The 14762-nt window shown below is 48.3% G+C and carries 13 protein-coding genes and 4 pseudogenes; 9 read left to right on the top strand and 8 right to left on the bottom strand.

What is annotated here, in order from left to right; translation table 11 throughout:
* Window positions 1-197 precede the first annotated feature (197 nt).
* On the bottom strand, window positions 198-386 hold the full coding sequence (locus METMK1DRAFT_RS07065; RefSeq protein ID WP_009072217.1) for a hypothetical protein: 189 nt from the start codon (window positions 384-386) through the stop codon (window positions 198-200).
* Between the two features lie 373 nt (window positions 387-759).
* On the opposite strand from METMK1DRAFT_RS07065, the gene METMK1DRAFT_RS07060 reads away from it, so the two are divergent.
* Window positions 760-1710, top strand: coding sequence for an NAD-dependent epimerase/dehydratase family protein (locus METMK1DRAFT_RS07060; RefSeq protein WP_009072215.1), 951 nt, complete (start codon window positions 760-762; stop codon window positions 1708-1710).
* Here METMK1DRAFT_RS07060 and METMK1DRAFT_RS07055 read toward each other — a convergent pair whose 3' ends face one another.
* The 3 genes from METMK1DRAFT_RS07055 to vapB all read right to left on the bottom strand — a co-directional run bounded on the left by METMK1DRAFT_RS07055 (window position 1711) and on the right by vapB (window position 3727).
* Complete coding sequence (locus METMK1DRAFT_RS07055) at window positions 1711-2517, bottom strand: zinc ribbon domain-containing protein (RefSeq protein ID WP_172634120.1); 807 nt, start codon at window positions 2515-2517, stop codon at window positions 1711-1713. It abuts the gene before it with no gap.
* Window positions 2518-3120: 603 nt separating this feature from the next.
* The gene (locus tag METMK1DRAFT_RS07050) at window positions 3121-3516 is read right to left on the bottom strand and encodes a type II toxin-antitoxin system VapC family toxin (protein WP_009072210.1); all 396 of its coding nucleotides are present in this window, start codon (window positions 3514-3516) and stop codon (window positions 3121-3123) included.
* Window positions 3503-3727, bottom strand: coding sequence for a type II toxin-antitoxin system VapB family antitoxin (gene vapB / locus METMK1DRAFT_RS07045; RefSeq protein ID WP_009072209.1), 225 nt, complete (start codon window positions 3725-3727; stop codon window positions 3503-3505). The genes METMK1DRAFT_RS07050 and vapB overlap by 14 nt, the downstream gene beginning before the upstream one ends.
* 148 nt (window positions 3728-3875) lie before the next feature.
* On the opposite strand from vapB, the gene METMK1DRAFT_RS07040 reads away from it, so the two are divergent.
* From METMK1DRAFT_RS07040 to METMK1DRAFT_RS07020, 5 genes and pseudogenes are all read left to right on the top strand, one after another.
* Window positions 3876-5498, top strand: coding sequence for a thiamine pyrophosphate-requiring protein (locus METMK1DRAFT_RS07040; protein ID WP_009072207.1), 1623 nt, complete (start codon window positions 3876-3878; stop codon window positions 5496-5498).
* A gap of 260 nt (window positions 5499-5758) precedes the next feature.
* A pseudogene (locus METMK1DRAFT_RS16355) lies at window positions 5759-6192 on the top strand (PaREP1 family protein).
* A 495-nt stretch (window positions 6193-6687) separates the two neighbouring features.
* Window positions 6688-7677, top strand: coding sequence for an alcohol dehydrogenase catalytic domain-containing protein (locus tag METMK1DRAFT_RS07030; protein ID WP_048087699.1), 990 nt, complete (start codon window positions 6688-6690; stop codon window positions 7675-7677).
* Window positions 7678-7827: 150 nt separating this feature from the next.
* On the top strand, window positions 7828-8082 hold the full coding sequence (locus METMK1DRAFT_RS07025; RefSeq protein ID WP_009072202.1) for a hypothetical protein: 255 nt from the start codon (window positions 7828-7830) through the stop codon (window positions 8080-8082).
* A 317-nt stretch (window positions 8083-8399) separates the two neighbouring features.
* Window positions 8400-8777, top strand: a pseudogene (locus METMK1DRAFT_RS07020) (hypothetical protein); the annotation flags it as partial.
* Between the two features lie 80 nt (window positions 8778-8857).
* Here METMK1DRAFT_RS07020 and METMK1DRAFT_RS07015 read toward each other — a convergent pair.
* On the bottom strand, window positions 8858-9637 hold the full coding sequence (locus METMK1DRAFT_RS07015) for a P-loop NTPase (RefSeq protein ID WP_009072198.1): 780 nt from the start codon (window positions 9635-9637) through the stop codon (window positions 8858-8860).
* A 154-nt stretch (window positions 9638-9791) separates the two neighbouring features.
* Between METMK1DRAFT_RS07015 and METMK1DRAFT_RS07010 the strand changes: the two genes are divergently transcribed.
* Window positions 9792-10208: a hypothetical protein gene (locus METMK1DRAFT_RS07010; RefSeq protein ID WP_009072196.1), complete on the top strand. Its 417-nt coding sequence runs from the start codon at window positions 9792-9794 to the stop codon at window positions 10206-10208.
* Between the two features lie 318 nt (window positions 10209-10526).
* Window positions 10527-10717: pseudogene (locus METMK1DRAFT_RS07005) on the top strand (hypothetical protein).
* Window positions 10718-10859: 142 nt separating this feature from the next.
* On the opposite strand, the gene METMK1DRAFT_RS07000 reads toward METMK1DRAFT_RS07005, so the two are convergent.
* Window positions 10860-11678 carry a transcriptional regulator PaaX gene (locus METMK1DRAFT_RS07000; RefSeq protein ID WP_009072192.1) on the bottom strand — a complete coding sequence of 273 codons (819 nt, stop codon included), beginning with the start codon at window positions 11676-11678 and terminating at the stop codon, window positions 10860-10862.
* 174 nt (window positions 11679-11852) lie between these two features.
* On the opposite strand from METMK1DRAFT_RS07000, the gene METMK1DRAFT_RS16350 reads away from it, so the two are divergent.
* On the top strand, window positions 11853-12092 hold the full coding sequence (locus tag METMK1DRAFT_RS16350; protein WP_082230015.1) for a hypothetical protein: 240 nt from the start codon (window positions 11853-11855) through the stop codon (window positions 12090-12092).
* A 194-nt stretch (window positions 12093-12286) separates the two neighbouring features.
* Here METMK1DRAFT_RS16350 and METMK1DRAFT_RS06995 read toward each other — a convergent pair.
* A pseudogene (locus METMK1DRAFT_RS06995) lies at window positions 12287-13363 on the bottom strand (RNA-guided endonuclease InsQ/TnpB family protein); the annotation flags it as partial.
* Between the two features lie 13 nt (window positions 13364-13376).
* Window positions 13377-14429, bottom strand: a complete 1053-nt coding sequence (locus METMK1DRAFT_RS06990; RefSeq protein WP_009072190.1) for an ISH3 family transposase — start codon at window positions 14427-14429, stop codon at window positions 13377-13379.
* Window positions 14430-14762: the final 333 nt, after the last annotated feature.

The following is a 14762-nucleotide window of genomic DNA, read 5'->3' as shown; positions in this document are numbered from 1 at the left end:
CCATGGAACCCAGCCTCGATAACGTGAAGGCAGTGGAACTGGCCAACCTGGCTATACGTATAGAGGAGCTGTTCGGGAGACACGTCAACTTGGAGTGGGCCCTGAGCTCCAACAAGCTATACATATTGGAAGTTAGGGGAGTCAGGACTACGTGGGAGGACCTCTAGGGTACAGAGCTTCTGCAGACTTGGAGGTGTTTACCCGTGGCGTAACTTACCTTCTTTAATTACTTCTAATTCCACCACGGGCACCCCTCTTAAGGGATCATACAGGGTCACCCTTAACTCATTGGGGCTAGTCGAGGGAAACACCACTACCCTCCCATCCACACCTTTATCACTCCCCAAACCTCGTGAGCAGTGCCCGTCATCAGTTAGGGAGATCATCAATAAAAACTACTTCGGTGATACTATATAAACACAACTTGTCAAAACGATATTTAGATGATTAAAAATAACCAGTAGTTACGTAGAAGCGTTACAGTCTCTGTTTGACCACTCACTCGACCTTCAGAAACCCGTTCTACCCCCTTAGACAGGCCCGGACGTGACTTGATGACGTCTCATGTACAGGGCAATAATTAAACAGCAGTTATGGGATTTTCCCTTAGGTAGCGCTCTGCAATCTAGGTGAAATCCAATAACTGCTGAATTAAACATAGCCTTTACCACGAGACCTTAAGGCAAAGTCCCACAACTACTGCTGCGTGTTAACCTTTGCTTACCCAAGGAATTTTATCCACGTCTGTGTGCTTGAAGTATGAGATACCTTATTGTAGGACTGGGCTTCATAGCTACTCACATTGGCCTGAGACTCTCACAGTACAAGGACACTTCAAGTGTCACTGTCACCTACAGGTCCCTTAACCCAGTGAAGGAGGAGTACGTGAAGCTGTTGAAGGGGAGGGTAGACGTCGTCAAGGCAGACCCCATGGATGAGCAGTTCAGGAAACTGGTGAGAGACTCAGACACCGTGGTGAACCTAGTTGGGGAGATCTCCGGGAGCGAGGAAACGTTGAGGAGGGCAAACGTGGAGGTGCCGACGGCTCTGGCCAGGATGTCTGCTAAGGAGGGGAAGCAATTCATCCACTTCAGCGGAGCTACGTCAACCGGTGCAACGGGAACTAACGTGAGAGTGGAGCAGGAGCACTGTAAGGGCGTCTCGCCCACGACAACGTTTGAGATCACCAAGTGTCAGGGGGAGAGGTCTGTTATGAACGAGACTGAAAAGGAAGGTACTCCCTTGGCTATCCTGAGACCGACGTTGGTCTACGGGAGGTACGCTGCCCACGTCCAGTTCGTGAGCATGTACAGACTTGCTAAGGTGGGTTTGTTACCTAAACTGGGACTTCTCATGGCCACGGTAAACGCTGACTGGCTAGGAGACGCCGTGAGATCTCTGAGCCAGAAGAGACCGAGGAGGCTCTACGTTTACGCCAGTGAGTGCGGGACTGTGCCCGTATCTAGGTTCTTCCAACTTATGGCCGAGTCCCTGAAGCGGAGGGGAATTCAACTGCCAGTTCCACTCGGGATAGCTAAGGCCTTCCTGCCCAAGGATATAAGGGCTCTCCTGAGGTACTCCGGAACCTCCTATGATTGTCAGCCCTTCAAGGAGATCTCCGGTCACTCGGAGTTCGATCCTGAGGAGGTAAGTCTCAACGCCCTCTTCCTGAGGGACCTGGAAAAGAAGGGTAAGCTGATCCCCACTTGACTAGGGATAGTTCCTCGCCATCAAGGTTGAGAGGAGGGAAGTGTAGGGTATCGTGAACAGGTTGAGTATGGGGATTGTGGACAGTATGGATCCTATTAGAACTACGACGGCTGAGTTTCCATCCCTTGAGAAGGAGTTTGAGTACCAGTTCAGAGACGCTCCCAATCCCATCGCCCGACCCAGGGCCAGGTGAGAGGTGATCACGTAGGCCAGTATGAGGACTAGTCCCTCAATAACGAAGGCTCCTGGAACTCCTGCTAAGGCCAGTAGACCGTATATCAACCCCACCAGTAGGGCTGTTGGAAGGATGGTTCCCGTGTTCGCGGTGGTTCGTCGCCAAGCACTTCCTACGTCAGGGACCATACCGTTCATGACGTCCACGGACTCATAGGCCTCCAGCTGAATGAGGAAAGTGATGACTATTCCCACTATGAAACCTATCACGAAAGCTATTCCCCTTATGGCTGTAAAACTGATCAAGGGAAGGAGGGCCACTGTGATCAAACCTATGGCGAATCCTAGAACTAGTGTTATAATTAACGCCAGAAGTGCAGGTATGATCATACCTAAGTTCCTGGTGAATAGTTCCAGAGCCTGCTGATAGAGGGGTTTCACGTATCCTGGAGGGGTGTAGCCTCCTTGCGGATTCCAAGTGGGGGGAGGGCTCTGAGGAGGAGAGGTAGGTGGACTCTGACTTGGGGGAGTAGAACTGGAGGAGTACACAGACTGTAGGCTGTACCCGCAGGATGAACAAAACTGGGCGTTATCAGGGTTCTGTGCCCCACATCTAGGACAATACTTCGTCATGAGGGCTAGTCCCATTACCAAATTATAAGTTTTAGGAATTGGAATTCCTAGTCACTTAGTTTCCTAGACATTAGGAAGAAAAGTTATGTAGGCAGAAGGAGCTAGCTAGGTTCCATTTAGGAACTGAATTAAAATGGAAAAGATTAACCAAAGTATCCATGACTAAATATTAAAAGCGGTCAATTAGAGATGAAATAATGGGAAAAAGACCTGTATAAGGAAAATTATAAGTACGTTGAAGCTAGAATGATCGAGAGTTTTTCCCGGACTTGCTAATCCCAATAAACTTTAATGAGTTAAATAAAGCGAATTTGCGATGGAGGTTTGAACGACCGCTTAAGGCTGCGTATTAACACGTTTCGTCTTGAAACGATAGTATTGGTCTCTTCTATCTTAACTTCTTTTGTAATTTTGAACTCTAATATTGTAATCTATCACTTTCGTTTTTCATTCATTCCTGTAGATAGAACGATTTTAATTGTACAGCAGTGATCTGTCAAGAACGGCCCGTACTCTCAAGTTGGGAGAGACGGACAAGGAGAGAAGAGCTCCTTCAGAGAGAGTTTAAACTCCTAGTTCAGAATGAAAGTCGAACGTAGTATCTTATATTAGGCGTGCTTCGAGTCCTTCTTTCGCGGCTATTTCGTATTGCTTTTTATCAGATGTTACTAATTCAAAGTTATTTAATTTGGCTAAGGCAATAAACAGGGAGTCATAAACTGTTATTTTATTCCTATTTGCTATCTTAAAACCTTCTATTAAGTAATCGTCCTGCTTTACGAACAACATGGCCTCACGCTTAATTAAGTCAGAAAGTATGTTGATTGCCACTTCCTCCTTCATCTCCCCACGCAGTACCTTTTTCCACAAAGCACTAGCAACCTCCTTAATTGCTAAGTCTAAAGTCATCACACCTTCAGTTATCACCTCCGCTACTTTTTCCCAGCCCTTCTCCCTTGAGAAAAATTTTACTAGGGAGGAAGAGTCAATGACTCTCACGGTCCTCCCTCACAGAACCTACCGAGAATCCCTCCACACTGGGCTTAACGTCCTTGAGATCTTCAATCCACTTATTTACGTATTCTTTAGCCTTGACCTTAAGGTAAAGTTCTTCCAAAAATTTTCTTACCTCCTGATCAACGTCTATACCTTGTTTTTCTAACTCCTCTTTTATCTCCTTCTTTATCCTCACACTAATGACTGTAGACATATGTGTCTACTAAACGTAGACACAAATAAAGGTTCTCCTCTTTCTACTTGAAGCGGGACCAACGATGACCATCACGATGACCAAATTAAGGTTTTCGCGAGTAGATCCTGGAAGGATGTTTAATTATTTGATAATTACAGATTAAGCTATGACCACTCAGACGGAGGAGGAGAGGAGCGGTGCATCGATCCTGCTCCAGGCACTGAGGAGGGAAGGGGTTGACAAGATATTCATGGTCTCCGGAACCGACTATGCTGCCTTCATTGAGGAGAAAGTGAGAGATCACTCCCTTCCGGACTTCGTGATAGTCCCTCACGAGATCACTGCAGCTTCTGCGGCTCTGGGATACTCCCTGGGAGGAAAGTTGGGAGCGGTAGCTGTCCACACAGTCCCTGGGACTGCGAACTCGTTGGGGATAATAGCTAACGCCTTCACCAGCAGGATACCCCTCATCGTAATAGCCGGTAGGTCACCCTACACCGAGGAGGGAAGTACAGCCAGCAGGAACTTGAGGATTCATTGGACGCAGGAGGCCAGGGATCAAGGAGGTCTCGTCAGGCAATACGTTAAGTGGGACTTCGAGGTTAGGAGAGCGTCGCAAATGGAGGTGGCAGTGATGAGAGCCCTACAGATCGCCAGGAGCGAACCACAAGGACCAGTATATCTCGTAATACCCAGGGAAGTGAGCGTGGAGAGATCCTCCTCAAGGAGAGTTCCCATGGATCCCTACGAACCGGGCCCCTCTCCCTCAGCCCTGAGAAGGATAGAGGAATTGATAAGGGAGTCTGAGAAGCCTGCCATCATCACTTGGAGGGCTGGGAGGAGGGAAAGTTGGTATGCCTCGCTTCAGAGATTCGCCGAGAAACTGGGGGCCCCGGTCCTGCACTACGTGGGGGAAGTGGTGAACTATCCCTCCACGGGAGGGATGGCCTTGGATAGGTTGGATCTCTCTGAGCCAGACCTACTCATCGTAGTGGAGTCTGAGGTTCCCTGGATACCCAAGAAGGTCAGGGTAAACGCAAAGGTGATAAAGGTCGACGTTGATCCCTCGTACTCCTATATACCATATTACGGTTTCAGGTGTGACGTCTGTCTTCAGGCGACTCCTGAGGCGCTTGACATGGTCAGGGTCGACGCCAGGGATAAGTGGAGGGACGAGATCAAGGAGAGGGTGGAGAAGAGGAGAGAGGAGAAGGCGAAGGAATTGGAGCGATTACGGTCTGGAAAGAAGATACACCCCAGGTTACTGTCCCACTTGGTGTCCAAGCTTGGGGGTGTAATATTCAACGAGTACCCCTTCAACCCCAGGTACGCAAACCTCTCTTACGGCCAGTACTTCGGCGATCTGTCTGAGGGGCACCTGGGTTGGAGTCTGGGAGCGGCCTTCGGTTACAGGGTAGCTACGGGACGTGAAGTGATAGCGACTGTGGGAGACGGCTCCTTCATCTTCGGGGTACCGGAGGCCTTCTATCACGCATGTGCCTCTTACGGTTTACCTGTGCTGGTGGTGATTTACGATAACGGCGGTTGGCTAGCCTCTGCTGAGGCTGTGGACGAGGTCTTCCCGGAGGGCTTAGCTAAGGCTAAGTCACTCTATCCCGGAGCTGACTTCAAGAGGTATAATATAGGTGAGACCGTGAAGGCTTTCGGGGGTTACTTCAGGTTAGTGGAGATGGTGGACGAGGTGGAGGAGTCTCTACGCGAGGGTTGGAGGAGCGTTAAGGCAGGGCAAATAGCAGTAGTCCAGGTGATAGTGGAGAGGACCAGGTAACTTCAACCCACTACTAAGTTTAGCCTACAGTTCCAGTGGAGTCAGAGATTTGGCTCGTGCAAGCTGATCCCGGAGGAGGATTGACCTGAGATCGTTCAGGAAAGTGATTTTAGGGCACTGAAGAGAAAGCTATGAGGACGTGAAAATCTGAGTTGGAATTCAAAATTACGTCTTCTAACAACCGGGCCTCAACTTGTCTAAAGTTTAATTTAGGGTCAACTAATGTTACCCGTGGAAGAACTGATAAAAAGGCCGAGGGGCTGGGAATAAACGTGGAGGACTTAATTATAGACGCGATTTCAAGACACGACCCTCCTGAGGCCACAAAGCTTAGGTTGAAACTAGTTGAAGATATATGGCTGAATGTGAGGAGTACCTTAGGAAGGGTGACCCCGTCCAGGCCTCCGAAAAGGCGCATATGGTAGCCGAGGAACTGGTGAAAGCGTTGTCCGAGAAGTTCGGGTTACCGGAACATGACCAGGCGTCGAATGAAAACAGATGGTATACACAATGGTTAGTTTCGGCCTCGAACAAGTTGGCTGAACGATTGGGGAGTTGGGTGATCTGAGGCTGGAGTGCTGGATGCACTCTTCACGTTTGGGGATTTCATGACGCAAAATTATCCGTGAACGATATCACTGAGTACGTGAAAGAGGTGAAGGAGATGCTACAATATTCGGAAAAATACTACTAGTCTAGGAGTTATCTGCCTAGTTAAGGTATGTTGCAGGGAGGTTAACTACGAACAACCTTTATGAACGTCCCAGGTTTGAGATCTGACATGCTCCTTATCATAAGGGCGAAGGTTCCCTAAGTTGAGGGTTAGATTCCTCTAGTAGTGATGGTACGTGTTTATCTTTGGTTTAGACCCTGTATGCCGCTTGGTCCTTCCCCTGGATTACTGGGGAAGGCTCGCTCTCGCTCCTCCACGAGAAGTTGACCAGAGGAGCTGTGTATGAGTGTGGCAGAGGTGCCACTGATAAACTCCAGCTCAGGTGTCTCGGTGACGCTTGTCAGTCCACTAAGTCCTCACACTCGATCACGATTTACCAGCAGTTAGGGATTTTCCCTTGAGTACCGCCCTGTAATCCAGACGAATTCCAAATTATTGCTGGTTTGAAATGAAATGAGTGGAGAAAGCTTAGGGACAGACGGAAAAGCTCAATACCCTCACAGAGTAGTCTTCAATGTGAAGGCCTTACTGTTTGAACGACAGGGTCTCGAAAACCTGGAGCTTAGAGACGTTGACACAAGGGAACTGAGGGAGGGAGAAGTTAGGCTCAGAGTTACGCTGGCTTCAGTCAACCCGGTCGACATATTGAGTGTGGAGAAACTCCGGGTAAGTCCGATGCCTCACATTCCGGGCTCCGAGTTCACAGGCGTAGTGAAGGAAGTGGGGGAGGGTGTTGAGAACGTAAAGGAGGGTCAGAAAGTCGCAGTGTACACCAGACTCTTCGACGGAAAATGCGACATGTGTATGAGGGGCGAGCAGACCTATTGCGTTAGTGGGAAGAGAATGGGGGTTGAGGCTCAAGGTGGGTACGCTGAGGAGGTCATAGTCCCGGCCATCAATGTGTTCCCCTCAGATTTACCTGAAGAGGCGTTGGCCAGTCTACCCATTGCAACGCTGACTCCCTATCACGCTTTGAGGACTGCTCGCGTCTCGCCTGGAGAGACAGTGGTAGTGCTAGGAGCGTCGGGTAATACAGGCTCATTCGCTGTCCAGTTGGCTAAATTCATGGGGGCCACTGTAGTGGCCGTCACCAGGAAGGAGTGGGTCAAGGAGCTCGGGGCGGATTACGTCGTGGATTACTCCCATGCTGATGTCCTGGTCAGGGACATCACGGAGGGCAGGATGGCAGACGTGGTAGTTAACCCGTTGGGTAAGGACTATTGGGATCTGGGACTTAAGCTGGTAGGTAACCTCGGGAGACTGGTCTTCTTCGGTGGAATCACCGGAAACCAGACATCCATAAACTTAGGAGAGATCTACTCTAGGCATATCAGTCTCCTCGGGACGAATAGGGGAAGGGTTTCTGAGTTCGTGGAGTTGTTGAGACTATGTCGAAGGTGTAAGGTAAAGGTCGGAAAGGTATTTCCGTTGGAGAGAGGGGTTGAGGCCATGATGGAGTTCAAGTCTGGTAGTAGAGACGGGAGAATATTCATAAAGGTAAATTAATTTTACCAACTCAGCGTCATCCTGCCGAAAAGGTGCTGAACAGAAAGGGACCGATCGAGTTCGCTAGGGAGAGGCTGTCAGGGAGATCAACAGGTTGGGAGTGGTGAGGGGGAAGGGGAGGAGCAGGAAGGTTAACTGGCACTGATCCTCATGGTCTTGGTGGGTGGGAGGGCCAGCGTGAGGAACAGGGCCGAGACGTTCGGGTTGGAACGTGAATTGATGGGGCGTTGGGAGAACTCGACGACGCATGGAGGTCCTGTCAGGCTGGTGAAGGGTCAGGTCGTCATCGTGGACGACACCGTGGACCACGACGCTCTAGGTAGACGTGAGCCCCTGAGAACCACTGGACCTGCTGCCACGCCCATGGGAGGTTCGAGAGGGCCAAGCTCCTCACGGTCGCCGTAGCAAACCTCGGACAGGACGTTCACGGTTTCCCCTACACCGTGAGGAAGATGTTGAATTTGTGAGGGTCACCGAGTTCAAGACCAAGATCGACGTGGCTAGATGTTGGACGTGCTCAAGGAGCCCTTCCGGTAGCCAGGGTCGTCTTCGACCCCAGTACTGTCCGAGAAGCCCGTGACGAACAAAGTGGTGTCAAGGCTCAAGTCCAACCGAGCTCAGGGTCGGCCCGGGGGACCCTCGAGGAAGACATCCCAGTGGGATAGGTTGTAATTAATAAGGAGAGTAGTATTGTTACTACCAAAACGTGGTGCTGTTCTGAGGTTGTTTCCCACGGTTTTCCTTAAGGGGAAGCTAGGGCTTTACGTTTGAATGCTCTTTCAGAGGTCCTTAATTTCCTATCAAGGATTGGTGTTGATTACGTAGTATTTGAGGACTTATTCCTGGTTAAGAAGAGGAGGTTCACTAGGAGCAAAAGCGGTAATAGGAAGGTTTCACGTTTCGCTGAGAAGCAGTTGTTAGTCCACGGTGTTATTAAAGCGTTAAGGTTGGGTTTCAACGTTGTGTTAGTTAATCCAAAGGGTACTACAAACTCGGAAGAACATGAAAAGGTGATGAGGGAGAAGGGATTTGACAGGCATACAGCCTCAGCTTACTTAATAGCATTAAAAGGATTAGGAATGTTGAATGATAACAAATGACATAAACTTTACGGTTTATCGGAAACTGTTGGCAACGGCGGGGAGGAGGTCAGATCAACACATTATCATAACACGCGAATTTAGAATATTAACGCGAAACTCGGGGTAGGTCTATAAATGAACTCCTCCAGTTCGGTTATCTGATGTGGAATGTCATTTGGAGACACTAACTCGGTGTTATACAACCTCTCAATGAAAGGTATAACGGCAACCACTCCCTGAAATGTAGACGCAAGTGACTCCGCTTCTTCCATGGCAGAGGGAAGGGGGGCCACCATGTTTATCACTGTGCCCATGAGTCCCTTTCTCATCTTCTCCACGTGATCCATGAACGTCCTGAGGTTCATTGCGCTGAGCGTTGTAGGGTCTGTGACGTACAGGTTTCTTGTCACCAGGTCCGGAAAGATCTCTGAAGCCACTGATAATTCCTCCTTTATGACGAGGCTGTTGAAGTCGGCCATGGTTGGCGAATCGGCTATGATCACGTCAGCGGTCCCCCTGTACACTAAGGATAGCGCTCGCTTGAACGCTTTGCTTAACTCCTCAGAGAAGAGCACGCTTTTTAGGTCTTCTTCGTAACGCACTCCCTCGCCGAAGAGTTTGACCGCCAACACAGACCCCCTTGAGTCATTAATCGGTTTAGAGAAACTTAACGTATCTGCGACCACTCTACCCTCCTTAAGGAGGGATGGGATCAAGCCTGGACCTCTATGACCCAGAACGTATGAACTCCAGCCAAGGGGATCCGCGTCCAAAAGGATGACTTTCTTGCCCCTCCTGGCGCTGGCGAGAGATAATAGGGCCGACAATACGGATTTCCCTACACCTCCTTTGGAACTCAATACTTGAATCCTAATCATCAAGAAACTGTTTGTAGGTGGAAATTAAAAATTTGTAAGAAGAATTCACATAGAACTTCTATGAACTTCTAAACCAGGATGAACGCTAGGATTAGAGATAGTACCTAAATTCTTTAAGTTAACGTTTATAAATGAGTGGAAAGAAATAATTTCGTTGGATAGGACTGAGTTGTTAAGGAGACTCTTTTTGGAGAGCAACCTGCTACCCAGGACAGTGGAGACTATTGAGAGGGGGACGAGAATAGTTCTCGCTGACAGTTCGTTTCTCGACATAATGGATTCTGGGGTAGTACTCATCTACGTGTCTAGGAAGATTTCATGCGATCAGGTCATGGAGTACAGGGAGAGGATTAGGGACTCGCTTATGCAACTTGGTGCAATGAAGGCGATGGCGGGCATCGAAATTTTAAGTGATTCGTGTCATCTTGCGATCTTAAGGAAGGTCGACTTCAAGTTGAACCTAGAGGAGGCTGACGAGATTAAGTTAAGGAAACTCTGGAACGAATACGTTAGAACCATCAAGATCATCTCAATCTTAACCCAAAGAACGTCCCTAAAGTCAAGGTTTTAGCAACGTGTCCTGACGGGTAGAGTTCTCCAGCTTCTATACCCTAACGAGCCTCACTTCAGTATCAGGTCGTAGAAGAGGAGGTTCGAATGGGGCGGAAAACCTCGCCTCCCTAAGGGGACGGATAAACCCTTTTGTAAGGTTCAGCAGTTATGGGACTTTCCCTTAAATATCGCCCTGTAATCAAGGCAAAATCTAATAACTGCTGTAAAGTAAAGGAGACTGTAACGCTTCTACGTAACTACTCGTTATTTTTAATCACTTCTAAATATCGTTTTGACAAGTTGTGTTTATATAGTATCACCGAAGTAGTTTTTATTGATGATCCCCCTAACTGATGACGGGCACTGCTCACGAGGTTTGGGGAGTGATAAGAGTGTGGATGGGAGGGTAGTGGTGTTTCCCTCGACCAGCCCCAATGAGTTAAGGGTGACCCTGTATGATCCCTAGGAGGGGTGCCCGTGGTGGAATTAGAAGTAATTAAAAGTAAGGAAAAGTTACGCCACGGGTAAACACTCGCCCATCTACTCCTAGGTTTTAGCGTTTTATCTTAATGGGAATTTGAGATTGTTAGTCCACATAAGAGCTGTAGTTCACAATAGTTTGATGATATATACACCTTACGGTTTAAGGAACTGTAGACAACGACTTTCCCTAGCCTTCTTGTCGCAGCCTGGTCTGACTTACTTTGTCTTTACTCTTCACCATGGAAGTGAAATACTCGTCTGCCTTAGGAGCCAGCTTAGAGTACAAGCTCACAAAGAGCTCGTGGGCTCTGTACCCTATCCAATCCTCAGGCAAGAGCTCTTGAGGCAACATGGGGTCTATGTTCAAGAACTTCCTGTACTCATGAACGAGCGTCAACTTTGTGATGAACGCCCTCTCGTAGTCTAGGTTAGGATCCACGGTACTCCACTTGGATAGGAACTCCCTGTACGCTTGATCTATCTGAGATAAGTTCCAACACCTCCTCACGATCTGTTGAGGATCCCCCCACGAGGTTGCGACGAAGAAGAATAGATGGTCCCTTTCCTTTAGAAGGGAACCGTATCTTGAGATCACTTCCTTCAGGGTATCGTCTACTGGGTTAGGAGAAATCCATGTGGATTGTGCCAGGGAACCGAAACCTAACCATGTCAACTCTCGCCTCAAACTATCCCTTAGCTCTCTCCTCTCCTCGCTAAGGTTGTATACCAGAATTCTCCATTTTCCATCCCAGTGATGTTTGTACTCTCCATATACCCTGCCAACACCTTCCATTGTCCTCTTTAAGCCTTCTGGAGAGAGCTCAATACGTCCATCAATTTCCTTAATTATGCCCTTCTTTTTCATCCTATATAGAGCGGCCCTGATCGCTGGTTCGGTAAAACCAAACACCGTCATCATCTTGACAAGAGACTGGAACGTGAGATTTACCCTGTTCTTCAACACGTAATCCCCATAGATTGTGAAAACGAGAGACTGTGGCTTCACGATGGAAGATATAACGAGGTGATATAAAATTCCTACGTATTTTCAATTAATTTATTTACAGTATGATGTTCTGATAATAGACGAGGGTATCGAGAGGAACGATCTCTTCTGGGGCCTAATCCTTTTTCACGATAATGGAAATGTTTTATATTTGTTTATTCTCGATCTTTATCGATAAAACGTGATCTCCCACATCATGCTGGCTCTATCCAAAAGGATGAAAGTGATCGCGAAGATGTGAGCTCCGTGGCGTTCGAGTCGAAGGAGTCCCATGACCCATCTACCGTAATTTGTGGGTTATTAAGGGCCAAGTCCCTACACTCGATCATGATTGAACATAAAGCCATTGAAATTAGGGACAAACTGCCGAATCCTCCTCCCGTGTTGATATGCAATACTTTTTATGGCGAGTAAATTGTAGAGAGGTTACTCAGACCAGTCGAACATCCCTGTTAATCTGTAACGTGACCTGTCGTTGCTTTCAGGGAAAATTGACGAGTCCACCTTACTCCTGACCCTTTAGGTCCGTTCGTCGGTACGAGAGCCACAATCTAACCCTAAGGTAAACATCTGCAAGGTAGATAAGAACAGTTTAAGGGGTTTGGGCTTCATAGGATTTCATAATATTTAATATCAATCCTCAGCCCTTGGGCTTCACCAGAGTCACGGGGCATTGCCCCGTTCACACCCCTCCGCCCCCTTAGCGGGATAACCCCAACCCACCTACTCCCAGAGGGAGTGAGAAAGAGGTGGGGAAACCCGCACATCTTGAGGAAGATGTTGAGGGACGCGTTGAGTTGCCTGTCCAGGGTGAAACCACACCTCTCACAACGAAAAGTCCTGCCGACCTTTCGGGAAACCCATCCACATCTGGGGCAGGACTTAGATGTAAGGTGTGGGTTCACCTCCTTAACGAAAGAACCGTATAAGGGAGCCTTGTACTTAAGCACACGGTGAATTGTCCTCGATACAGTCCTTGAAATCTTCTTAGACAACTTATCGTTAGCGTCTTGGTACATCGATTGTTTATTCAACTTTTCAACAACAAACGTTGTCATAGGATACATTTCCAGTAACTTGTTCACGAACTTGTGAACGTAGTCTCTAACTCTACTCTTCTCACGGTGGGAGTACTTTCTTATTAACTCCTTCCCCTTCCTACCGTGCTTAGAGGCAAAGGACTGTATTTCACTCCTCTTCAACTCCATGCCGAACTTAAGACTGTACAACTCCTTCAAGGAAAATGTAACAAACTTCTCTCCATCATAAGCGTCCAGTGTGTAAAGGTTACTATCAATTGCTAGGAAATCTAGGGGAGTAAACCAAGGCAACTTATAACGAAATGGTAAATACACTTTGTCCTCCTTCATCACGGGCTCACCTAGTTCAAGCCCCTTAACCCTTCTTGAAAACCAAGTGTGAGACCACGAGAAGGTCAAATACTCATAAGGTCTTACAGTAATCCTAACTTCTTCGCCCTCAACCTTCCTCAGAGTAGACTTAACCCTAACGTAAACCTTCTTCAATCTAGGTTTCCTTAACGACGCTCGTCCCTTCTCAGCCCTCCTCTTCCAGCCCCTCAACACGGAGTAAGCGTCGCTTATGGCCTTATCCACGTAGTGGGAAGCTAGGACGTTGACCTCCTCCAGTTCGTCCCTCAACGTCCTGTAAACCCCCTTCTTCTCGGTAGACCCAAAATCACCTCCTTGAAAATAAATCTATATTAATAAGCGGTTCTATTGATTTAAGTAGAAAATCTCTTAGATAGAATAAATCATCAGAAAACAAGAGTATTAGGAGTATCCTGAACTGCTCCCTCCTCACCTCCCCCTTGAACACGGTGTACAGGGAGTAGAGGACCACGGCCAGCACGAAGATCAAAGTGCGGAAGACGAACTTGGTGGAACTGGTGAAGGGAAGGAACGCCTTGATGTTCCGGTGAGAGGTCTCTATGGGACCCCTCACCTTGTTGTACAAGTCCAACACCTCCCCCTTCGGTAGGTCGAGATTAGTCGCCCTAGCGAAGTAAACGAGAGTCTTCCTCTTTCTCTTAACCTTCTCCTCGCTGTACACGAGGAGCCTGAACTCGACCTGCTCGTCCCTCCTGTGCCTCTTACTGTTCGTCTCGTACTCGCCGTCAAACTCCTGGTAGACCTTAACATCACCAACAGGAACTCCGATTACGTACTTGAACTGCGAAACGAAGTTGAGCACGTCAACCGTGTAGAAACCAGCGTCGAGAGTCATCAACCTTACCTTGAACCCCATGGCGACGACTTGCTCCACGAGGGCCTTCACGACCTCTTCCTTAGTCATCCCCTTGACTTGAGTGACGAAGGCCAGTAGGAGCACTTTCCCATCTTTAGTCGTCGCAGTTGCGTAGTTCCAAGAGTTTCCCTCCTCCGAACTCCCGAGCCCTCCCACCGGTCTCCCGTACCAGGTCTTGGTCGTCCAGTCTATTGAGAGGTCTATCTCCTTGACTCCCTTCAGCGTCTCCAAGGACATTTTCCTCACTTGTTCCAAGAGTTTCTCAATAACTTCCACCCCTTGCTCCTCCACGTAATTCCTCACGGTCTGTGGGGACACGCCATACGCCCTCGACTTGTTCTCTACTGAATCGTTCCATAAACACGCTGAGATGAGGGTTCTCGCCACCTCTTCCCCTCTCTTTCCCTTGAAGGAGAACATGGAAAGTAATTTATATCCTATTTGTTGAACGTTGTTTTGGTGAGGGAGATGGTGTATTATCATCTCGCTATCACACGTGGTAATACCACATCTCCCTCACCTTAAACCTTTCTTCAACTGAATTCTTAATACTCTTATAAATCCTGTTATCTATCGTGAATCGATATTATTCTGTCAGAATTATTTTTCATAATATGATTTTGGGTCTACCGTGACGGACGGGGCTTCCTGCTTCCTTGCCCCACCTTGCCCAGCGGGTAGAGGGCTGAGGACCACAGGCACTACGGGCCACCAGTCCTGATCTCTTGAGCACGTTCAGGGAAGCGTTTTAGTCACGGTCTGTTACCCAACTGCAGAGAACACGGGATCTGCTGAGGTCGAGTCCCTCACGTGTAC

The sequence above is a fragment of the Metallosphaera yellowstonensis MK1 genome, assembly GCF_000243315.1.
Lineage (GTDB): Archaea > Thermoproteota > Thermoprotei_A > Sulfolobales > Sulfolobaceae > Metallosphaera > Metallosphaera yellowstonensis.
This window is presented reverse-complemented; position numbering and strand designations above follow the sequence as displayed.